The sequence below is a fragment of the Heyndrickxia sp. FSL W8-0423 genome (genome assembly GCF_038009395.1).
Taxonomy (GTDB): Bacteria; Bacillota; Bacilli; order Bacillales; family Bacillaceae_C; genus Heyndrickxia; species Heyndrickxia sporothermodurans.
Window position 1 is genome coordinate 298,312 of sequence record NZ_JBBPBE010000001.1, and the last position, 23,086, is coordinate 321,397.

Here is a 23,086-nt window from a genome sequence, read left to right on the forward strand (position 1 = left end):
TCACTATAGTTAGCCATAAATAAACACCCCAAAAGTTAGATTTTCACTCTAATTTTTGGGGTGCAGTACAAAAATGGGAAATATGGAATGTTAGATAAAAAAGGGAAAGTTGCCATTAAACCGCTATATGAAGAAATCGATCAATCCGAACGTGCAAATTTAATACGTGTAAAAAAGAACAAGAAATACGGGTTCATTAATCAAAAAGGGAAAGTCATTGTTACCCCACAGTATGATTTTACCGAGGTCGGTTTAAATAATCCGATCATAGTGATAAAGAACAATAAGTATGGATTAATCAATACTAACGGAAAAACGATTGTAAAACCGAAGTATGAGGAAATTGACAGATTCAAAAACGGTGTTGCCTACTTTAAATACAAAGGAAAGTATGGAATCATCGATAAAAATGGGAAAGTTATACTCAAGCAAACCTATGATAAAATCAACGATAATACTGGCGGAGTGTTTACTTTTTCGCAAAATAAAAAGCATGGGTTACTGAATAAGCAAGGAAAAGTTATCGTAAAACCAGTTTATCAATCTATCAGCCATTTTGGAAATGGGACATTCAAAATAAAGAAAGATGGCAAATACGGAATAATTAACACATGTGGAAAAATCATCGTTACCCCAAAATATGACCGTATTTCCACGTTATTTAATGGGTTTGCCCAAACAATGATAAAAGATAAGTACGGGTTCATTAGTGCGAAAGGGAAAATTATTACCGAACCGCTCTATGATTCCGTCAGTGTATTTAGAAGAGGGCTTGCTCCAGTTATAGTCGAAGGAAAGCTAGGCTATATCAATACAAACGGAAAAGTGATTGTTAAACCACAATACGAGGAAGCTTACGATTCCGATGGAAGTTCACTTTATGAATTTTGGCAAGATGCCGCAGTTGTTATGAAAAACGGAAAATATGGAGTGATAAATAAAAAAGGGAAAGTCATTCTCGATTTCAATTATGACTCAATTAGTTTATTTAACAAAAACGGTTTAGCGATTATTAGTAAAAATAAGAAATACGGTTTGATTAATACAAAAGGCGCGATAATTGTAAAACCAACTTATGAATATTTAAGAGCTGCACCCTACGGAGACGGTGAGTTTACAGGTAATTTTGTTATTTTTAAGAAAAATAACAAAGAAGGTGCTCTAAATAGCAAAGGTAAAGTCATCATTAAACCGATATATGACCGTATCGATCCATTTCAACATAAAGGGTTGATCCGCATCATGAAAGGATCTAAATATGGGATCGCCACTTCATCGGGAAAAGTGATCGTTAAGCCAAAATATGAAGATATCGGCATGTTTTACAAGTCCGAAAATTATATAACCTTTATTTCCTATAAAGGAAAATACGGATTTATCAATGACAAAGGGCAAGTTGTCGTAACTCCTAAATATGATCAAGTCGGAGCTTTCAAAGAAGGGCTCGCTTACGTGAAGAAAAATGGAAAGGCGGGATTCATTGATAAAAAAGGGAAAGTAGTTATAAAATTGAGCTATTATTAAGAAGACTAGACAAAGACCAAATCGTATATTGATTTGGTCTTTGTTTTGTCCTTGTGCTTAGAGTTTGATCGGTTCTTTCATCTTTTTGATTAATATTCTCGGATGATATTTGTTTGTCAGTGATTGCGTATTTATAGTTACCGAAGTTTAACTCTTCACGAAATGAGTTAATCAATTATCCCGCTGGCGATATCCTTTTAATCTCCAGTTAACTACTTGAACAATGACATTTGTTCATTTTTTTTTATACCATTATCAATGTCACTATTCTTATTAGACTTGTTCCCCAATTTATTTACATCATTCAAAGAACGAATCGTATAAAATTGTTTATCTGGAGTAAAGTAAACTAATACCTTTTTATTTAAATTAACAAGATTATGAATATTATTTAGCGTACCCTTACTTTTACCATTCCATATCATAAATCCGTAATCTGCCTTTTTAGCCATTTCCAAATCCTTTGCAGCGTAAAAATCGAAACCCTTCACGTTTCTATCTACATCTACTTTATAAACTTCCCATTCTCCAATATTATTTCTAGCTTTTCCGTTTGATGCGAATACTCTTACCTTATTGTAGTTTAATGAATGGCAAAATTCCTGAATTTGTTTGTCAACTCCGTTCGCATCTCCAACTAGAACCGTGAAATTATTTTTAATAATATTGTTTAGTCTTTCCATTACATCCTTATTTAATCTAGAAATAGCCCTAGGTCCCGCTATAAAAACATTCATTTTTTCACCTTCTTGTTTTGGTCATTGTTAATACATATATGTTATTTACGTTTTGATCATTCTTCAATTCTTTCGCTGTTTCATTTAAAGTTTTTCCCGATTGATATAAATCATCAATAATTAATAAATTTACTTTTCTTAGAAAACGCTTTGTTCTAACAATTGATCCTGTAATTTCATTTTTATTATCTGTCACCAAATTTTTGGATTGTGTAGGATTATTCTTTTTAACAACATCAAACAAGACCTGTTTTTTTAATGCTCGCCTATTTTTTGACTTAATTCGAAAACTGGTTGAAATCTTCTTTCTATTGAAGGTGGAACAGGTATAATGTAATCAATTTTGTTAGAGATACCCCAAAGATTAAGAAAAGGCCCTATTAACTGGACAATACTTTCAGCCTTAAGTTTGTCTTTTTTATACTTTAATTCATAAAGTAGCTGACCAATTTCGGTTCTTTTTGTATCGAACAGCTCACGGCCCCATTCGTCTACTCCTAAGTATTCGCTGTAAATTATATGATAATCAAAAGCAAACCCTTCTATCCAATTTCCGTGTAATTTAATTGGATTTTGTTTATTCATTATTTTCCTCCCTTTATTTTAACATATAGTTCTTTTTGTATAATTAGGACTTTAGTATAAGAAAGAAAGTTCTTTACGGATTATTTTCATGCATTTAATATTTCACTATACCTTTAAATCGATTGATTTACTGAAGGTAAAACCAAAAGTCTACTATTTAGGTTTATTACATTTTGGGAATTCTCTAAAACTATTTACCTATTTAGTTATTCGACATTTTATAAATATTTTCCTTTTTTTTTGACGAATATTATTAAAATGCAGGAAAAAATATAACCGTTAAAATATGTATTTTCTTGCTTGATCCCTTCCATATGGACCATCCGTCCTTCGATTTAGTATATTGATTGATTTCAATCCCATTATCTAGCCCTCTTATCACACTATTTCCGAATACAATTAATTTAATGATATGCATAATCTTTATGTTTTCTAGTCCACGTAATAAAATGGTAAAATTTTCTTTACAGATTCGATATAGTTCTTTATAATTACATTGTTTCATGTAACTTTTATCTTATGAAACTTCCAAAAATGGAAAAGGCAAACTCTTTCGATTTCAGGATGCTAACGGTATTTCACCTATAGATTGGAATCTAAGAGTTACTAGTATGGCACTTTTTCATCAAGGAGGGATGGCATTTTCATAAAATTGGAAACTTCTGTATTTTAAAAAAATTATAATTGGGGGATTATTTATGAATCGTATGATGAAAGCAATAAGTCTTAATGCAAAAATAGTTGTCATTCTGGCTCTTCTATTAAGCGGAGTTCATCTATTTGCAAAGAAAGCAGCTGCTGCAGAATTTAATTTACCTTTAAATACAAATGTAAAAGGTGTTCTTACGAAAAACATCACCAGCAATACATATACTGTTGAATTAAACAAGGCAGGCAGATTCTTTCTAAATGTTACCTCTTATGTAGATTCCGACACTTACATTCGACTATTAGATGATGAAAATGATGTCGTATTCGATGATTATACTTCAGGTAGTTCAGAAAGTCCTGCTAAATATACGAATTGGGTGGATTTAGAACCAGGGAAATATTTTGTAGAAATTTACAATAAATATGACTGGGACGAGAATATCGGGAATTACACTTTAAAAGCCACTTTTACTGCGGCAAATAATAATGAAGTCGAACAAAACAATGGAACAGTAAACGCACAACCGTTAAAATTCAATCAAGCTGTAACAGGCTTTTTATCCTGGAATGATGAGGTTGATTTCTATAAAGTAACACTTCCGAAGGCTGGACGATTTCATATCGACTTGAATACCTATATCGACTCAAACACTTATATTAAATTACTTGATAATAATAATGAGACAGTTTTTGACCATTATACGGAAGGTAGTTCAAAAAACCCTGCAAAATACTATAACTGGGTGGATTTAGAGCCAGGTGACTATTATCTAGAAGTGTACAATAAGTATGATTGGGATGACAATACAGGGAAATATATTTTAAAAACTTCCTTTACCCCAGCAAATAATAATGAAAAAGAATCAAACAATGGAACGATTGAGGCACAAGCTCTTCCATTTTCTCAAACAGTAACAGGCTTCTTATCTTGGAACGATACTATTGATTATTATAAATTTACCCTTCCAAAGTCAGGAAAGGTTACTTTTAATAGTGTTTCTTATGTTGATGAGACTACTTTTTTCCAACTGATTAATAGTCAAAATGATGAGCTATTAAGCGATTATGTAGAAGGAAGCTCAAAAAACCCTGCAAAATATTCTAAAACAATTGAATTAAAAAAAGGAACTTATTTCTTTAAGGTTTATAATAAGTATGACTGGGATGACAATACAGGGAAATACACTTTAAAAATTACTTCACCCGTGGTGCTCGCTCCGTTAACAGTCGATAAAGTAAGTGATAAATCAACTGTTATAAAGGGAAAAACAGCTAAAAATCAAGAAGTTATTGTAAAAGCTTCAGGAAAAACCTATAAGAAGAAGGCAAATTCAGTGGGGGCCTTTTCCATTAATATTCCGAAGCAAAAGGCTGGAACAAAAATTGAAGTCAGTGCCAAAAACAAATATGGCACAAAGAAAGTATCCATTACTGTTCTAGATAAAACTCCTCCAAAAACACCAACAATTAAGAAAGCAACAGTAACCTACGTAGAAGGTAAAGGGGAAAAAGCTTCGACTATTTATGTGTATAAAGGATCGAAGCTAGTCGGAAAAGCGACCGTAGGAAAAAAAGGTACCTTTAAAGCGAAAATATCAAAGCAAAAAAAAGGTTCGAAATTAGTTGTTTATGCAAAGGATAAAGCCGGGAATAAGAGTGGTTCCAAAACAGTGAAGGTAAAGTAAGAGGAAATTTTTATACGATAACGGAAAACAGAGAGCCTTTTGAATGATTGGATCTCTGCTTTTTTTTAGGACAAAGAATACGCTATTTTCTAAGAATTAGGTAAAAGTAAACAATATGCCCGTAAAATTTTTAAAAACTTAGAAACAAAAAATCTTGATAAGTAATATCAACTTGCGAATAGATATTCTCTTCCCGATAATTGGATGCAAATGAATCCGATTAACAGACTTGATTATAGCGGTGTTAAACTGCATGTTGGTTTCACTATGTTTGAAAAATAAACGGAAAAATTCCGCTTAATTTGGGAAATACCCATATTTCCCTCAAAATAGAGGGAATTTTTCCGCTTATTTTATTCAAATCTTTGGATTTCGGCTTATTTAGAGCAGTTAATCGGAAAAATTCCGCTTATTTCTGCTTCTTAATCCTCCATTAGATACATTAGCCGGAAATTCTCCGCCTATCCCATTTCGAGGTTTAGCATGGTGAATTCCCCAAACTTTTCCATAAGTTATTTATGGGATATAATCCGATAGTTTACAATTAAACAAAACCATATTATTAAGACTAAAGTACCCTTGGACAACATGATCCAAGGGCACATTTTTGTTACTTTATTTCCGTCGTCTTAACAAGCTTATTCACCTTAAAATTCCAATCGGCATCTACTTTAATCTTATAAATCGATTTATACGCTCGAAATTTATCCTCATCCTTCTTAGGAGAATAGATATTATATTCTTCATAGGTAGATACTTCAAACGTAGTTGCATCCAATATTTTGTAGTCGGTTACTTCCACATTTAGGCTTTCTTCTGTTATTCCTTTTTCGTATAAATATTTTGCGTAATCTTTAGATTCCTTGTATGCTGGACCATCTGGGTCAAGTTTATCAGATACATAGGAAAAGTCATTGGAATTAATGGCTGACACACTATCCGATAAGTATGATCTCATAAAGTCCGTTAAAGCTGTTTGTGGATCCTCTACCTTTTCCGTTGGTGATTCATCAAAGGTTAAGTTGATATCGTCATTACTTGTAACGGTAATAATTTGGGATTTTTTAGAACCTGTCGGGAAATTTCGTTTGGCATAAATTTTGACAGAACCATCTGTTGCGATTGGACCAATTTCTTCTGAATCACCTACAGACATTCCGATATCTTTGTCATTAATAAAGATTTCGGCATCACTGTAATTTGAATAGACACTTATGTAGTCACCTTCGAAATTTATTTGATGCTCCAACACATTGTCGCTTGCCTCTGAAAAGTCTACTTTTTCTTTTGCTTTAAAAGTAGAATATTTACCAACGCTTTCAGCTTCAATTTGGAATGTACCAGGGAACGTTTTGCCGAGATCTACCACATCATCTTCCGACTGTATTGTTTTTGCTTTTTTCCCTTTTATAGATACCTTCGTATTTGGGAAATTTGAGGAGACCTTAACATCGATAGGGATAAATTTTATAACATATTGGTCAAAAATGCCCCATTTTTTCTTAGCTTTCTTTTGTAAAATAAATAATTCATTCCCGTATTGATCCTTTATTGGGTATAACTTTTGATCACCTTTAATCTGACTGCTTTGTTTTTGGAGCTGTTTTACTAAGTCCGAGAATTCATTTTCCTTTGTCAAATAAGAGATATACCCCTCAACATCATCTGCTTTTACGAGAATTTCTGTTTGGCCATCATTCATGAGCTTTGTTAAATCTTTCGTATCTTTCTTTTTTACAGCAGTTTCAAATTTATCAATAACCTTATTCGGTTTATATTGCTCTGATAAAAAAAGATAGGCTCCTATTACAATAATGACGAGAGCAAATATAGGAATAATATAATACCATGCTTTTTTCGGAAAGTGATAGGAGCTTTTCACCCTTGTTGAGGATGGTTGCAATGGTACCTCTTCCCCGTTTTTTTCACCACATTGATTACAAAATGTTTGTCCCTGCTGAAGCTTGCTTCCACAATTCTTACAAAAAGTCATATTCATTTCCCTCCTATGCTTTCTTCACGATCTTATTTATAAAGGAGCCGGCATAAGATACGATGAATGAAAAGATGAAACTTCGAATAAACATTCCAAACGGATGAAAGCCAAAAAATAAAGAGGTTGGCTTGTTGATTACATCCGTACCATTGTATTTTAAGACCATTTCCAAATTTGTGAATCCAGCGGTTATACTCATGAATAATGAGTAAATAAGGGAAAAAAGAATAACTGACTTCCAACTAAATGTTTTTGATTTCCCCATTTTGTATCCAGCATATAAAAATAGAGCAATAGGAATAATTATCGCTAGTTTTAAATAAAGATCGATATGATGTGAAGTAAATGAATTTTCTAAAACCCACATCCCTTCACTTACCGAACCTTCGCCTTTAAATCCGGAGAAAATGTGATAGGCAAGATTCCCCTTTTCATTACCTACATTATAATTGAAACCGAATGGTGCGAAATGTAACGAGGACCAAATATAAAACCCGAATTGTAATCCAAATGTTAAATAATAAAATACCTTCATTTTACTCACAGTAAAGAAATCAATATTTTGCTCAAGATATTCAAAGAAGTTATATTTAGAGCCAATAACCCAAAACACAATAATCGAAACAATAGCAAACAGGCCAAAACCTCTATAGAATACGGAAAAACCTTGATGAATTGCTTGACCAAATTGCGGAATTTCTTTAAGATTACCTGTCGTTTTTCTAAAATTCATAGCAAAAAGTATTCCTAAAAAGCTAAATAAGATTCCAAAAAATAGAGTTGACACGAAAACACCAAAAATGGAATAGTTTACTCCCATGTGAAAACTAATATTAAATCCGTGATCGTGAATATTGATTTTCTTTGAAAATCCACTGAACAATGAAAAAATAGAAAGAATGATAGCATAACAAATTCCGATTCCAATAGATTGATTGAATCGTTTCATCAATGAGGTATTTTGAATCTTTCTTCCGGCATAAATGCCTGCCAAAAATAATCCTATGAATGGACCAATTAAATAAATGAGCATTCCGATTCCAACGGTCACACTGCCATTAAAATAGCCTTCGTCTCCAAAAGCACTACCCTTTACACTTGCCGCAATCTTAGGTATTTGTAAGTGTTCGGCCATCACATAATCTGTAAATCCAACAATCGAATCTAATTTAGGCATATTCGTGTCCGTCTCTGTTTCAATTTCCGATAACATATCAGTAAAATTTGTGCCATCCATACTCTCAGTTATCAAGCTATTTAATATAGATTTCGAGCCTGTCATTAAGATCAACGCAAATACAATGACCACTACAAAAGCGGCAACAGCAGAGAGCAGAGACTGCTTTATGTCAAAATTAAATTTAAACCACTTTTGTGCAGGAATATTTGTTAGATCAGCAGATTTTGTCCAAACAACTTCATTCGTACCGTTCCGGGCCGCGACTTGACCACTTACTAGAACATGTCCGCAAGAGGAACAGTATGAATCCGATTTACTCGTTTTCGTTCCACATGATGCGCAAAAAGCACCATTCTCACGAAAATTTACTTTTATATCTGTTTTCTTTAACCTTGTCCCATCATTTGAGCAGTATAAATCATGTTTATTATTTAAATGCCCACATGTACTACAATACATAGATCTCTTCCCCCCGTTGATTAGATGGCAACTTTCATTCCACAGCATTTGCAAAAAGATGAAGTTTCAGGAATTTCCTCTTCACATGACTGGCATACAATGGTCGATCCCAAATCAACTTCTGATTGAATCTCTACCTTCGTACCACAGACACCACAGAATTTGTCATTTTCACTAATAGAAGCACCACACTGGCATTTATGGGCAATTTGATTTTTCTTACTCTGTAATTCAATACTTTTTTGGGCATTAAAGATCATTTTATCGAGTGCGACAATAGATTGTGTAATATCACTGAATTCAGATTGAATGATCTCCCCCTCACGATGCAGCCGATACACTGACTCACCTAATTGAAGGATTAACTCTGCACGTTTGGTCATGTTTTCCTGTACAAGCTTTTTCAATTGGCTAATCTCTTGGGCCGTCTGTAGCTTCTGTTTTCCTTGTTGTAAACTATCTTGGAGTATATTCATTCCTCCACCGAGCTTTGTTTGTAAGTCGCTCATTTTTTCCCCTCCGATTTTGAAATCTTGTATTGCCAATAATTGAGATTAATTTTCTACTTAGGTAGATCGTTAGTATGAATACAAATTAACTATGATTCACTCAAAATATCGACAACAGTAAAATAGTACTAGTATATTTTTCCTGCCCCTTTATGATTTTAAATTTTTTCTTAAATTTATGTCAATAACTTTCGGTAGAGTTTTACAAAAATTATCATAAAATGACATCCTTTATTGCAATTGTATGAAATCCGATGGTTTTTGATTGGTTCATTCTTATTTTTGATCGGTTCTTTCTTAATCGATTGATTGGTGAGTATTTTTTTGAGTGGTTCTCTCTTTTTTATGATTGGTATTAACAACTTGATCGGCTAACATTTTTCCGATAAAAAAAGACAGAGAGTTCGATACTCTCTGTCTTCGTGTCAAAGAAAATTGGGACCTGCAATGTTTGAACAATTCTCTATTATTTTTTTACAACTACCTTTTTAGATGCACTCTTCTTGCCATTTTCTACCGCATAAACGGTTAACGTTTTGCCGGCTTTTTGTTTTTTGATTTTGACTGTGTATTTGCCGGATTTGTTTGCTTTGGCATGGCCGAGTGTTTTGCTTCCGGCTTTTACATAAACAGTCGAACCAGCTTTTGCTTTTCCTGTTACTTTCGTCGAGCTTGATTTAACCGTATTTACGGTTGGTGTTGGTGTTTGGACAGTTACATTTTTTGCTTTGCTGACGTTTTTCGCTTTGTCAGTTGCTGTAACGGATAGTTTTGTTCCGGCTTTTTGCGCTTTAATCTTCACGCTGAACTTGCCATTTTTATCCGCTTTGGCAGAACCCAGTTTCTTCTTGCCTGCCTTAATTGTAACCGTTGAACCAGCTTCCGCTTTTCCTGTTACTTTTGTTGTGCTGCTTGTTACTGTGTTGACTGTTGGTGCTTTTGGAGCTGTTTTGTCAACGACAGTTACTGTTGTTGCTTTACTTACATTTTTTGCTTTATCTGTTGCGGTAACAGATAGTTTTGTTCCGGCTTTTTGTTTCTTAATTTTCACAGTGAATTTGCCGGCTTTGTCTGCTGTCGCCGTACCAAGTGTTGATTTGCCAGCTTTGACAGTGACTTTTGAGCCTGCTTCTGCTTTTCCTGTTACTTTTGTATCTTTGTCAGATACTGTGTTTACTTTTGGTGCTGCAGGTGCTGTTTTGTCTAATACTGTGACAGTTGTTGCTTTGCTTTCGTATTCGCCTACTTTAGCAACGACAGTTAATTTGGATCCTGCCTTTTGTTTTCCATTAAGGGTAACTCTAAATTTGCCATCTTTATCAACTGTGTTTGCGCCTACTAGTTTCGTGCCATTTTTCACTAAAATAGTGGCATTTTTAGAAGCTGTTCCTGTTACTTTTGTATCTTTATCAGATACCGGATTCACTTTTGGTGCTAATGGTACTACTTTGTTGATTTTGATTACTTTTGTTGTTACATGACCAGCTATATCGGTCAATTGTAATTCAAAAATATTTTCCCCTGGCTTATCATCAAGGCTAAGCGTTAATGGAAAATCATTAGAGTACTTTCTTTGTTCATATGGTTCTTTTAAATCCGTTTTCTCTATTTGATCACCATTCATAACAAAGCGGATTACATCGAAGTTGTCAGCAATTGTAGCTGTTACCTTTACTTCTTTCGTGTTGACATCCACTTGTCCTTTTGCAGGTAATCCTTTTACATCAATTGTTGGTGCAGTCGTATCTACAAATACTTTACGTGCAAATTGTAGTTTATTTCCTTTTTGATCGACACCTAAAACGAAAATTTCATGTACTCCATCTTCTTTAAAGGTGATCGTATCGTCAAAGTCGTATGTGGCATCTTCTTTATTCCAATGCGTTTTGACTACTTGATTCGGCGCTCCCTCTTGCCTATTAATTCGAACCTCTAGCTTATCAATTGGTGATTTCGCCGTAATTTTACCACTAAAAGGAACTTCTTTTGAATCATAAATACCTGTTGGTTCTGGTTTAGATGTGCTTGGATCAAGATACGGAATTGTACCATCGTTTACTTCATTCGTAACAGTTGCAGTGTTGCCTGCATAGTCAAAAGCACGAACAATAATCGACGCCTTTTCAAGATCAGGAATAGCTACTGCTTGTGCATCACCAGAAAGGTAACCTAAAAGTTCACCATTTGCAATGATTTCATAGTAACTTATTCCACTTCCATCATCTGCTGCGTTAAAAGATAAAACTCCTTTATCGTATTTCAAATTGTTAATGATTGGTGCTTTTGTATCAACGATTACTGGTACTTGTACAACTTGTGGATCTTTACCAGCGTAATCGATTTGCGATTTAATTTGGTAGTAATATTTACCATCTGGTACTACTTTATTATTTGCTTTACCATTCCATTCATTTAATGAATCGTATGAATAATAGGATCCCGGTCTTGAAGCATCATAGTAGTTTTTCCTTTGATCATAATGAACATTTAATTTACGGATCTGATTTTTATCTTTATCTAAGATGCTGTATTCCACAGATTTACTATTTCGTAAGAATGATAATACAGGTGTAATAGCATCACTTTCTCCGTCACCATTTGGAGAGATGGCAATTTTATCTTTATAGAATTCTTCTTTTACAGGATCAAATCCTAAATCATAGCCATTCTCATCAACCATTTCTGATACTCCATAGAATGATTCTTCATCATCATATACCATCGCATCAAGAACTGGTGGTTGGTTCCAGTCACCTTTGAAGCCTAAGTATGGAACAGACAGACTTGGAGCTTCATCTTTCACATCTTTGAAAGTAACGAATCCTTCAACGAAGTAGCCGTTTTTCATTAATGCTGTTAGTGCTTTATCTGCTTCAGAAAGATCAATGCTTACTGTAACGTCTTTTGTTTTACCCGCTTGAACAGTTACTTCAGAATCGACCGATACTTTTGCATCTTTAATTTCTTGTGCTGCTTCTGCATTTAGTAATGTGCCATCCTTGTCTTTTCCGATTAAGTCAGTTAATGGTTTAGTGTCTACTTTATACGTTACATCTTTATCACTAAAGTTCGTTAATGTTAATGTAAAGTCGAATTTGTTGCTTGTAATTTCTTTTAAATTTACTTTCGGTGCGTTTGTGTCTTTTGCGGTTACATAGACAGGTGTTGTTACCGCTGCATCAAGTTTCATTAATCCAGCACCTTCACGGCGAGGTGAATAGAATGTTTTCACATCTGGATCAACAAGTGGAACGGCAGTATTCATTAAAAGTGTTTTTGCCTGTTCAACTTTTTCGGCACCTGTTAAGTCTTTAAATAAATCATTTTGTTTCATATACTCTAATACAAGTGCTGCTCCACCTGCAACATGTGGTGCCGCCATTGATGTACCGCTCATTAAACCATATTGGTTGTTGTTAAGCGTTGAATAAATTTGTCCACCTGGTGCAGTGATTTCCGGTTTGAAGTCAAGATTTGGTGTGACACCCCAAGAAGTAAAGTCACTCATTTGACCTGCACTTGGATTATCGATTTCCGATTTTTCACCTTTGAAAGTGATTTTTACAGCTTTCCCTTTATCCAATTCAGCTTTTAATTTTTCCCCATCTGCTTGTAGCATGAATAGTTGAGGTATTTTAATTGCTGCTTCTGATGCCATACTTACGAGACCTGTTTGGTTATTGTAAATAATTACACCAGCTGCTCCTGCTGCCTGTGCATTTTTTGTCTTTGTAACAAAATCAAGTGTTCCACGTTGTACTAACGCATACTTTCCTTTGAAATCTTTCCCTTCGAAGTCGGTAACATCACCGATTCCCGCTGCCAATACATCGAAGGTTTTTTGTTTAACATCATTTGGATGAACACTGCTTGCTGAAAGATAAGCAGCTGTCCCTTTTTCACCGTTAATATCATATTCAAGGCCATCCACTTGCATTTTTGAATTTTCAAAAGATGCGACAGAAATGGATTCCGGCGAAAGACTTGGAGCACCAACAAGACCGATATCCGGGTTGGATGCTAATGGGTTAAGTGTTCCGCCACCAATATTTGTTGAGTTACCTGCAGAAATTGACATTAACACACCATTGTCTACCGCACGTTTAATCGCTTGTTGTTCAGGATCATTTTTATCAACAAATGATGCTGTTGAACCTAAGCTCATGTTCATTACATCAGCACCAAGCTGAATACCATCATCAATTGCTTTAATATAAATATCACCGAATGTCGACGGCATTGCTGGGTCGTTTCCGAATACTTTAAGTGCTAGTAATTGTGCTTCAGGTGCAACCCCTTGAATTCCACCATTTTTTTCGTCCCCGTTTGCTGCAACAGTACCTGATACGTGCATACCATGCATTGATGCATCAGGACCTAGATCCCTAATTTCATCGTTTTTATCTGCATAGTTGTATCCATAAGGAACTTTTTCTGTGTAGTATTTTCCCGGAAGCTTGTCCTTTGTAATGATATCTTTTACGGAGTTTTCCGATAGTTTCGCTTTTTTATTATCTGATAGGATCATATCTTTATGACTAGAATCGATTCCTGTATCGATGACACCGACAACCATTCCGTCACCTTTGTATTTAAGATCCCATGTTTCTTTTGCACCTACAAGATCTTTACTTGAGATCATTTGTGGTGTTACTTTAGGACGCTCATATTTATTTGTAATGTAGACATTTGCTACATTCGGAAGCTTTTTTAGCTCATTAATTTTTCCATATTCAATATGACCACTTATTCCGTTTACAACGGTTGTAAACTTATTTTCAACTTTAAGGTTGATTTTCTTTTCTTTTACATCTGAAATAAAATTGGTTTGTTGTTTATTTACATCTGATTGTAGTGAGGCTTGTTTTGATTTTGGTAGGTCTTTATAGCGTTTCCCTTGCTTTGTCGCATATTCAATCGCTGGTTGGCCTTTTAACTCAACGATAACACGGACTTTTTCGTTGCTTTTATACTTTTGTGAATTTTTTAATTCACCTAATCGATTTTTCTTATTTAATGATTGTTTTAACTGTGATTTGGTGCTTGAATTCGTTTGCGCATTTGCCTTTGTACCTGCGAACGCACTTGAGAATGCAAGGAAGAAAATAATCATCATGAGTGCTATTTTCTTCATTTTCTTGAACTGCTTCACACGTTTCCCCCCGTTTCTAGTTTTTAAGACAAAAAATGACTCTGTTGATTATCAACAAAGCTTCTTCCAAAAAGACTAGTTTTATAGCCCCCTTTCAAATTAATAGAAAAAATTGCATAGGTAGGACAAATTAACCTATACGATAAAAACTTATCACTTTTAATACGTTTAGTAAATAGAGAATATACTAAATTAGTCAAAAATTTATAATGTTCTACTAATTGATTATTTATTTTACATCCATTGGATAATATAAAAGGCTTTTTTACTAGAGTGATAAATGGCTTTTTCGTTAAAAAAGTAAAAATGAGGTCGAAATGGAGGGCGTTCGTGCATCTCGTGTTTGCTTTTTCTTGTATTCCTGGTCGAATTGGGTACCCCCAACATCAAAAAAACGGGCGATCGCCCGTTTCTTTACTTCCCTATATATTTATAGTAATCCAAAATTCCTTGGTATATTGCTTTTGCTGCAATGTCTCTATATTTATTGGATGCAAGTTTACTTGCGTCTTGTTTATTAGATAGGAATCCGAGTTCCACAAGAACCGCTGCAAGTGGATTGGAATTAATCACTCGGTATTCTTCTTTTTTTACACCTCGATTGGTCGTGTCAATTGCTTGTACGAGGCGTTCGTTGATAAAGGTTGCAAGCTGCTTACTATGATTCGCTCGGTCTGCCGGTCCACCATTATGGTAATATGTTTCGGTTCCATTGGCACTTGCTTTTGAAAAGAAATTGCAATGAATGCTGACAAATGTATCAGCGTTTGCTTTTACCCCAGTATCGATACGATCTTCCAGCGTTGGATATGTATCACCGGTACGCGTCATCACTACTTCGATTCCCGCACTTTTCAATAGTTTTTCAACACGTTGAGCTACATTTAATGTAACCTCTTTTTCTACCAGCTTATTTCCGCTTGCTCCCGGGTCCTTTCCACCATGGCCTGCATCAATAACGATGATTTTTCGGTTGGCAGGTGTGGTAGATTGGAGATATTGTGTACTAACATAGCCAGCTATTTTCCCTGAGGTTACATATGCCCAGCCTGATTTAACGTCGTACATAGTAACTTTTGTTCCCTTTTTCAATACTCCTACCGGTTTGCCTTTAGTACTTCGCGTTTTGCGGACATTTAGTTCTGAAACGTTGACAATGCGCTGTCCATAGGATTGTCCGTGTCCATTAACCGTTGGTATGCTTGGTTTCGGTTTGGATGGTGCCGGAGTTGGTTTTGGCGCAGGCTTTGGGTTTGGTTTCGCCACCGGTTTTGTATTTGCCGGTTTTGGGTTTGGTTTCGCCACCGGTTTTGGTGCCGCTTTTTTAACCGGCGTCGGCTTCTTCACTGTTTTTAAATAGGTTTTGCTGACATATCCTTTTAGTTTGCCATCAATTATGTATACCCAATTGCCTTTAATTTCATAAATTTTAACTTTCTTGTTCTTTTTTAGATAGCCAACTGATTTGTATTTCGTTCCGGGTCCTTTGCGAACATAAAGTGTCGTTGCATTGACGATACGTTCACCGATTGCTTTTTTCACTTTAGAGGTTGTATTCTTCTTCACAATCGTTGGTTTCTTTTTAGCAGTGACCTTTTTTAAATATTTCGAACTTACATATCCCTTTGTACTTCCGTAAGTAATATACGCCCAGCTTTTTTTAATCTCGTACACTTTAACTTTTTTATTCTTCTTTACATAACCGAGAGTTTTATATTTTGCGCTCGGTCCTTTTCGAATATAAAGACTAGTGGCTGTGACGGTATATTCACCTAATGGTTTTATTTTCTTTATATTAGGTGGTTTAGCACTTGCGGCATATCCGATGTTTCCGAAAGAAGTAAACATAAGAATGATTGCCATGATAAAGAATAGAATTTTTTTCATCAGATTCGCCCCCCTCTTTTAGTAATATTTTGCCATGTCATATTCTATCATAATTCGACAATAAATTTGGTAGTTTTGTAGAAAAAAGGTCCTAGTTATAAGGAATTGGTTCTTTTGAACTACACGCCTTTGCGATAGGTCATATGGAACACAAGACATTTCCCGAGAAATTTAGACAAAATACTTTGCGCTTTGTCGAATGTTGATTTATGGAGTTAGATGTCATTAATCATAAGAAAAAAAGCCCTCTCACAACTGAGTTTGGGCTCTTTAGTGTTTACAACTTAATTTTATGATAAAAATTATACGTATTTTCTTAACGGCCTGTTTCATAGGTTGATGACAGTTATGATTATTTTTTCCACTATTCTCCCCCTGCTTTTAGACTAGTCTTTTTGTAATACATTTGTAATCTATTTTACGCAAAAATTGTGAAAAATTATGTCAAATTTCCTCACAAAATATAGTATTATTTAAGATAGCTAAATCTATTTATCTATTATTGGAGGTGGATACAGATTTGAAAAAGCGTGTTGCTTCGCTCCTTTTCATCTTCTGCATACTATTCTTCTGCTGCATGTGTATGCCATCCAGCTTAAGCTCAGTTCATGCCGCAAGTAAAGACATTGTAAATCCTAACCAAACATATACGTATAATAAAATGGTTCGAGATATTAAAAAACTTGCCAAAAAATATCCATCTATTATTCATTATCGAACGATTGGTAAAAGTGAATATGGCAAACCAATTTATGCTATTTCTTTAGGCACAGGGAAATCGACGGTTTTTATAAATGGTTCCCATCATGCAAGGGAATGGCTGACGACGAATCTCAATATGTATATGCTTGATCAATACGCTCAATACTATTTGTCGAATAAAAAAATCAATGGCTATGATGTGAAAAAGATATTGAGTCAAACGACGATTTGGTTTGTTCCAATGGTGAATCCTGATGGGGTCACACTACAGCAGTCTGGGTTAAAAGCTTTCCCGAAAAAAGATCATGCGAAATTAATTAAAATGAATGAAGGAAGTAAAAATTCCAAAAGATGGAAATCGAATGGGAAAGGTGTCGATTTGAACCGGCAATATGATGCCGATTGGAAGCATATTAAGTCGAACCCTGGAAAGCCAAGCTGGAGCCTTTATAAAGGAAAAGCACCCGTGACGGCAAAAGAAACGAAGGCGATCGTTGCTTTCGTGAAAAAAATAAATCCCGAAATGACGGTTGCCTACCATACAGCTGGCAAAATTCTTTATTGGAATTTCCATCAGTCGAAAGCATTATACAAACGGGATCTAGCGTATGCGAAAGCAATTGGGAAATTGACAAAATATAAACTTATTTATCCTGAGAAAAATCCATCCGGCGGTGGCCTTACTGATTGGTTCATTTCTAAATACAAACGACCTGGCTTTACCCTTGAGATTGGAACATATCCCGGAAATACGAATCTCAAAGTCTCTCAATTTAAACAATCATGGAAAGAAAATAAGTTTGTTGGTCTATATGTAGCGAAACATGGATATTCATTATTTAAAAAGCATTAGCCCTGATTAGGCTTGACAAGCTTTTGTTTTGCAAAGAAAATCCGAATTTTGATCTTCTCGCAAAAAAGGTCGCTCTTTGACTTTTATTGTCGGGAGGTTTTAACCTTGTGGGGCTAGACTTTGAGCTGGATAGGATTGAAATGTTATACTTTCCTTTAAAAAAATACATTAATCGGTTGAATCTTTTTTTGTCGAATAAACGTCTATATTAGGGAGAAGAAGTGAGAATTTTTACATATCTAATAAGAATGTATTTTTCCCTATCGGATTAAATTTTTTAAATAAATTACTATTTTTAATAAGGAAGGATTACGAATGATGAGAAGTCAGAAACATACGAAAAAGAAAAAATGGTTAACAGTTTTGCTGATCGTTGTAGGACTTTCTGTTGTAGGCGGGGGTGCGTATGCATATTCAGTATGGCATTCGTTTGATAGTGCCGTCAAAAACATCCATAAACCTGTTGAGCGCAAACAGCCCGTGAAGAGAGCGAAGGAAGTAACTGTTAAAAACGGGGATCCATTTTCAATTTTGCTACTTGGTGTCGATGAGCGCAAAAATGATAAAGGTCGTTCAGATACGATGATTGTCATGACGGTCAATCCGCATTTGAAATCGATTAAGATGCTAAGTATTCCACGTGATACTCGTACAGAACTTATTGGACGAGGAACGGTCGATAAAATCAACCACGCCTATGCATATGGTGATGTGGAGATGTCGATGGATACAGTTGAGCATTTTTTAAATATCCCAATTGACTATTATGTAAAGGTGAATATGGAAGGATTTAAAGAAGTCGTTGATGCTGTTGGCGGTGTTAAAGTACACAATGATTTAGAATTTACTGCAGGTGGGGTCACCTTCCCAGTCGGTAATTTAACTCTCGATGGGAAAAAGGCTTTGAAGTTTTCCAGAATGCGTCATGATGATCCGGAAGGTGATTTCGGACGTCAAAAACGTCAACGGGAAATTATCGAATCGATTCTCGACGAAGGTGCAAGCATCTCCTCTCTCTGGAATTACGATAATATCTTTGATGCACTTGCAAAAAATGTGAAAACAAATTTCACCTTTGAGGAAATGCTGGGCATTCAATCCCAATACAAAGACATTAGAAAAAACATTGAAGAACTCAAAGTAGAGGGTGAAAACGAATGGATTCCAAATGAGTCCGGCAAAAACATCTATTACTATTCTGTAAAAAATGAAGAAAGACAAAAACTCTCGGACCTCCTACGTAACCACTTAGAACTTGGCCAAGAAATGGTATCAGCCGGACAATAAAAAAACGCATCCGTCCATAAACAAAATGGACAGATGCGTTTTTTGGTACCTGACACCAAATATTCAAATCTCTAATATTTATTCACCTAATGCATAAACGGTGTCAGGTACCGTTTATGCATTTTTTTAATATTTATTCAGTTTTTGCATATTCGGTGCCTGACACCATTATTTGAAGATGTTGGCGACTTTTTGGACGACGAGTTTGCTGCCGCCGCCTTTTTCGACTCCTTCGATGAGAATAGCGATAAGGAGGTCTTTTTTGTTGGAATCGTAGGCGACGAAGACTCCGTTTTCTTTTCCTTTTTCGTCTTTTGAGCTTTTTAATTCGGCTGTTCCTGTTTTGCCGGCTAGTGCTCTGTTAGGTAGGTTCGCTCCATGGCCGGTCCCCCGTGGATCAGCGACGACTTGGCGGAGCATAGCGCTAATTGATTTGGCAGTACCGCTACTTATGACATGTTCCTTCCAAAGCCCTGTTTCCTTTTCATCTAGAAGTAAATACGGCTTGATCATATTTCCACTGTTGATAAACGGTGTATATGCAGTAGCAAGCTGTAAAATATTCGTCAACATTTGACCTTGGCCATAACCCGTATCCCCTAACATGATACTATCGTTTTTCAATGTTCCATCCGATGACACTTGCGATTTCTTCAATGGATACGTAAAAGGAATTTCTTCTGCAAAGCCAAAGTTCTTTAATCCCTTCACAAATTTATCGCCGCCCATATCAAGGGCTGCCTGTGCGAAAAAGATGTTATCGGAATATATCATCGCAGTTTGCATGTTAACCGGACCAGATGTTTCGTGGACGCGAGTAATTTTATAATCACCCCAACTTCCACCTTTCCCCCACGTTTTTCCATTTATTGTTTTTGTACTGCTTGTATTCAACGTCCCATTTTCCAATGCAATCGCACCTGTAATCGGTTTGATGGCTGAACCAGGGGCGTAGGATAGTGCGAAACGGTTAATTAATGGTTGCAACGGATCCTTTTCTAGCTTCGCATATTCTTTACTCGATACACCTAAAGCAAAATCATTCGGGTCAAAAGAAGGTGAGCTAACTAATGAAAGGACCTCTCCAGTAACCGGATGAATGGCTGCCGCCGTACCAGCGTTCCCCTTCATTTCGTTATATATTTTCGTCTGCAAGTCCCCATCGATCGTGACTGAAATGTTTTTCCCATCTTGTACTTTATTTTCAGCAATGACTTTTTCGGTACCATCTGGCTTAACGATTGAAATCGTTTCTCCAGCCTTCCCGCGCAATTGTTCATCAAACACTTGCTCCAACCCGCGTTTTCCGATGACACTACTTTCCGTATAGCCTTTTCCCTTGTGCTTCTCTAATTCTTCTGCCGTGATCGGCCCAACATAACCTACTAAATGTGCAGCTGCTTTGCCGAAAGGATACACCCTTCCTTCTGCATTTTGTTTATCAACACCAGGAAGCTCATATAGCTTTTGAACAAGGTCCTCCTTCGTCGAAGGGATTTTTTTAATCGGCACGAACAAATCCGGTTTTACCCATGAAGCGTTTAACTTTTGATCAATTTCTTTAACAGACATATCTAATAAAGAAGCTAATTGTTTCTTCACTTCCGCATCATGTCCATCCATTTTTTCCGGAATAACACCGATTTGAAAGACTTCACCATTTACTGCCAGTTCACTGCCATTTCGATCACGAATTTCGCCCCGTTTTGGACTTACGGTAACAGGTTTGATTTTATCGCCTTTTTCAAGTCCTGGTAAAAGTAAACTCGGTTTCCAATCAATATACCAATTGGACTTGTCATCTTTCTCTTCTTTTTTCAATGTCACTTTCTCTTCATATTTGACATTACCAGCCATCGTATGAAAGGAGATTTGTAGCGGGATCGACACCTTTTCTTTCTTTTTAAAATCGTCCTCTCCCAACTTTTTATAAGTAACTTTTAAATCGCTAATTTCTAAATCCTTGTATACTTTCGGATAGCGATCGACATAGTCCTCAGGCTTAAATTCCTTTTTCACACTGGATGAGAGGTACTCGTTGTACATTTTATTAAAATTATTTTTATCCCAAAGTTTCACATATTCATTTAATCGATCATTCGGTGAAGGTTCTTTTTCACAAGCCGCTAGAACAAATAGTAACATAGCAAAAGCAAAAAATAGTTTTTTCATAATTAACCTCCTCTATTTTGACTCGTATTGTCAAAACATCTATAGTAAAAAGTTAATAATTCCTTGATTTAAAGAGCTTCACAAGCAAAAAACTTGCCACCCCCTGAAACCTAAGGATAATTGAGGTTACCACACACACAATACCTTAGAACAGGAAGTGACAAGTTGTATCCTCAATTATTAACCTATTTACTCGAATTTATCAAGTATCAAGAACATATTATTCGTTATTTATTGACTCTTCTTGTAGGTGAAAATATGTTTGAGAAACCAACGGAAGAGCCCGTTAATATGCCTTATCGAAAGCTTCAGGTAGATGATCTTCCGATTATTGAAACGATTGAACAGCTTGACTATAAAATTCTTTTACAAGAGTTCTATGAGCAGCACGGGAAACCTCTCAAACCGGTTCAAAGGCGTGCTAATTCAAAAGTATCAGTACCTAAATCATTGAACTGTCCACAGTGTGGTGCTCCTTCGGACTTTCTTTATGCCAACAATGGAGATAAAGGTCAGTTTCAATGTAAGGTATGTTCTTGTCTATTCAGTGATAAGAATCGTTTTTCCAAAGAGGCTATTTTAAAATGCCCTCACTGTGCCAGAACTCTTGAGAAGATCAAGGAACGGAAAGATTTCTCCGTTTTCAAGTGTAAAAATAATGACTGTTCCTATTATCAAAAGAAGCTGCAAGCGATGTCTCCCAAAGAGAAGAAACGATTTGAAAAAGATCCTCAAGCATTTAAAGTAAGATATATTTTTCGTCAGTTTCATATAGACTTTTTACCTTTGTCTAAACAATCACCTGAACTTCCAAGGGTTGATTTGTCCAAGATCTATGCTTCACCACATACATTGGGTTTGATTTTGACCTATCACATAAACTATGGACTTTCGGCCCGTAGGACAGCAGCCATTATGCAAGATATCCACGGTGTAGCGATTTCTCATCAAACGATATTGAATTACGAAAACAGTGTGGCACTTTTGCTTAAGTCTTATGTGGATCATTATCCGTACGAGCTTTCCGATCAATTCTCCGGAGATGAAACTTACATCAAAGTGAACGGAAAATGGCACTACTTATTTTTCTTTTTTGATGCGGTAAAAAAGATTATTCTTTCCTATCCTGTGTCTCCTAATCGGGATACAGCATCAGCCATTCGAGCCATTGATAAAGTGTTAGTGAAGATGAAAGAGATCCCGGAGAATCTTACCTTCGTAGTCGATGGAAATCCAATTTACCTTCTGGCTCAACACTTTTTCGCCCAGCATGGAATTCGCTTTGATGTGAAACAAGTCATCGGATTGACGAATGAGGACCCGGTTTCGGCTGAATATAGGCCTCTGAAACAAATCATCGAGAGACTGAACCGAACTTTCAAGGGCAATTATCGCTCTACGCATGGCTTTGGATCCGAACAAGGATCTGTTTCTTATGTCACCCTGTTTGTGGCTTATTTTAACTTTCTACGTCCTCATGCATCCCTAGAAGGTAAAGTGCCTGTTGTTAATCCAGAGATATCAGGGTTGCCAACAATGCCAGCTCGATGGACAAAGCTTATTGGACTAGCCCAACAGTGGATTTTTGAACAAAGGTCTGCCTAACTTTTTGTTTAGCAGAGCCCTTAAGCTTTTGAGCTATTCAGCAATCGGCGGAGCGAACTCTTGACAAACCGAACTTGCCAATGGTTTAAAATTGTAAAAACC

At 35.8% G+C, this 23,086-nt stretch carries 15 protein-coding genes; 5 read left to right on the forward strand and 10 right to left on the reverse strand.

All coding sequences use genetic code 11. The features are described from left to right. Positions 1–87 precede the first annotated feature (87 nt). Entirely contained in the window at positions 88–1,524 is a 1,437-nt protein-coding gene (locus MKY81_RS01365) for a WG repeat-containing protein (protein WP_341116330.1), read from the forward strand. 212 nt (positions 1,525–1,736) lie between these two features. Here the strand turns inward: MKY81_RS01365 and MKY81_RS01370 are convergent, their stop codons facing one another. The 4 genes from MKY81_RS01370 to MKY81_RS01385 all read right to left on the reverse strand — a co-directional run bounded on the left by MKY81_RS01370 (position 1,737) and on the right by MKY81_RS01385 (position 3,351). After that, a complete protein-coding gene (locus MKY81_RS01370; RefSeq protein WP_066231903.1) occupies positions 1,737–2,261 on the reverse strand; it encodes a hypothetical protein in 525 nt (174 codons plus the stop codon). Positions 2,262–2,265: 4 nt separating this feature from the next. Continuing rightward, positions 2,266–2,505, reverse strand: coding sequence for a hypothetical protein (locus MKY81_RS01375; protein WP_341116333.1), 240 nt, complete (start codon positions 2,503–2,505; stop codon positions 2,266–2,268). Positions 2,506–2,516: 11 nt separating this feature from the next. After that, positions 2,517–2,846: a hypothetical protein gene (locus MKY81_RS01380; protein WP_325947616.1), complete on the reverse strand. Its 330-nt coding sequence runs from the start codon at positions 2,844–2,846 to the stop codon at positions 2,517–2,519. 253 nt (positions 2,847–3,099) lie between these two features. Beyond that, on the reverse strand, positions 3,100–3,351 hold the full coding sequence (locus MKY81_RS01385) for a hypothetical protein (RefSeq protein WP_066231898.1): 252 nt from the start codon (positions 3,349–3,351) through the stop codon (positions 3,100–3,102). A gap of 193 nt (positions 3,352–3,544) precedes the next feature. Between MKY81_RS01385 and MKY81_RS01390 the strand changes: the two genes are divergently transcribed. After that, entirely contained in the window at positions 3,545–5,182 is a 1,638-nt protein-coding gene (locus tag MKY81_RS01390) for an Ig-like domain-containing protein (RefSeq protein ID WP_341116336.1), read from the forward strand. Positions 5,183–5,792: 610 nt separating this feature from the next. Here the strand turns inward: MKY81_RS01390 and MKY81_RS01395 are convergent. The 5 genes from MKY81_RS01395 to MKY81_RS01415 all read right to left on the reverse strand — a co-directional run bounded on the left by MKY81_RS01395 (position 5,793) and on the right by MKY81_RS01415 (position 16,365). Next, positions 5,793–7,175, reverse strand: a complete 1,383-nt coding sequence (locus MKY81_RS01395) for a zinc ribbon domain-containing protein (RefSeq protein WP_066231894.1) — start codon at positions 7,173–7,175, stop codon at positions 5,793–5,795. Between the two features lie 13 nt (positions 7,176–7,188). Then, positions 7,189–8,817, reverse strand: coding sequence for a zinc ribbon domain-containing protein (locus MKY81_RS01400; RefSeq protein ID WP_165797750.1), 1,629 nt, complete (start codon positions 8,815–8,817; stop codon positions 7,189–7,191). 20 nt (positions 8,818–8,837) lie between these two features. Continuing rightward, positions 8,838–9,326 carry a zinc ribbon domain-containing protein gene (locus MKY81_RS01405; protein ID WP_066231885.1) on the reverse strand — a complete coding sequence of 163 codons (489 nt, stop codon included), beginning with the start codon at positions 9,324–9,326 and terminating at the stop codon, positions 8,838–8,840. 466 nt (positions 9,327–9,792) lie between these two features. After that, positions 9,793–14,478 (reverse strand): Ig-like domain-containing protein, encoded by a 4,686-nt coding sequence (locus tag MKY81_RS01410; RefSeq protein ID WP_341116340.1) that lies wholly within the window; start codon positions 14,476–14,478, stop codon positions 9,793–9,795. Between the two features lie 414 nt (positions 14,479–14,892). Beyond that, a complete protein-coding gene (locus MKY81_RS01415) occupies positions 14,893–16,365 on the reverse strand; it encodes an N-acetylmuramoyl-L-alanine amidase (protein WP_341116342.1) in 1,473 nt (490 codons plus the stop codon). 520 nt (positions 16,366–16,885) lie between these two features. Here MKY81_RS01415 and MKY81_RS01420 point away from each other — a divergent pair. Together MKY81_RS01420 and MKY81_RS01425 are read left to right on the forward strand one after the other, a co-directional pair. Then, positions 16,886–17,920 carry a M14 family metallopeptidase gene (locus MKY81_RS01420; protein WP_341116344.1) on the forward strand — a complete coding sequence of 345 codons (1,035 nt, stop codon included), beginning with the start codon at positions 16,886–16,888 and terminating at the stop codon, positions 17,918–17,920. 315 nt (positions 17,921–18,235) lie between these two features. Then, positions 18,236–19,207, forward strand: coding sequence for an LCP family glycopolymer transferase (locus tag MKY81_RS01425; protein WP_321165988.1), 972 nt, complete (start codon positions 18,236–18,238; stop codon positions 19,205–19,207). A 168-nt stretch (positions 19,208–19,375) separates the two neighbouring features. On the opposite strand, the gene MKY81_RS01430 is transcribed toward MKY81_RS01425, so the two are convergent. Then, the gene (locus tag MKY81_RS01430; protein ID WP_341116346.1) at positions 19,376–21,379 is read right to left on the reverse strand and encodes a penicillin-binding transpeptidase domain-containing protein; all 2,004 of its coding nucleotides are present in this window, start codon (positions 21,377–21,379) and stop codon (positions 19,376–19,378) included. A 165-nt stretch (positions 21,380–21,544) separates the two neighbouring features. Between MKY81_RS01430 and MKY81_RS01435 the strand changes: the two genes are divergently transcribed. Next, the gene (locus MKY81_RS01435; protein ID WP_066235067.1) at positions 21,545–22,984 is read left to right on the forward strand and encodes a DDE-type integrase/transposase/recombinase; all 1,440 of its coding nucleotides are present in this window, start codon (positions 21,545–21,547) and stop codon (positions 22,982–22,984) included. The last annotated feature ends 102 nt before the right edge of the window (positions 22,985–23,086 follow it).

Coding starts and splice junctions, on each gene's coding strand:
- MKY81_RS01390 (WP_341116336.1), top strand. CDS start 3,545: ATGAATCGTATGATGAAAGCAATAAGTCTTAATGCAAAAATAGTTGTC.
- MKY81_RS01380 (WP_325947616.1), bottom strand. CDS start 2,846: ATGAATAAACAAAATCCAATTAAATTACACGGAAATTGGATAGAAGGG.
- MKY81_RS01400 (WP_165797750.1), bottom strand. CDS start 8,817: ATGTATTGTAGTACATGTGGGCATTTAAATAATAAACATGATTTATAC.
- MKY81_RS01415 (WP_341116342.1), bottom strand. CDS start 16,365: ATGAAAAAAATTCTATTCTTTATCATGGCAATCATTCTTATGTTTACT.
- MKY81_RS01395 (WP_066231894.1), bottom strand. CDS start 7,175: ATGACTTTTTGTAAGAATTGTGGAAGCAAGCTTCAGCAGGGACAAACA.
- MKY81_RS01385 (WP_066231898.1), bottom strand. CDS start 3,351: ATGAAACAATGTAATTATAAAGAACTATATCGAATCTGTAAAGAAAAT.
- MKY81_RS01425 (WP_321165988.1), top strand. CDS start 18,236: ATGATGAGAAGTCAGAAACATACGAAAAAGAAAAAATGGTTAACAGTT.
- MKY81_RS01405 (WP_066231885.1), bottom strand. CDS start 9,326: ATGAGCGACTTACAAACAAAGCTCGGTGGAGGAATGAATATACTCCAA.
- MKY81_RS01370 (WP_066231903.1), bottom strand. CDS start 2,261: ATGAATGTTTTTATAGCGGGACCTAGGGCTATTTCTAGATTAAATAAG.
- MKY81_RS01430 (WP_341116346.1), bottom strand. CDS start 21,379: ATGAAAAAACTATTTTTTGCTTTTGCTATGTTACTATTTGTTCTAGCG.
- MKY81_RS01365 (WP_341116330.1), top strand. CDS start 88: ATGTTAGATAAAAAAGGGAAAGTTGCCATTAAACCGCTATATGAAGAA.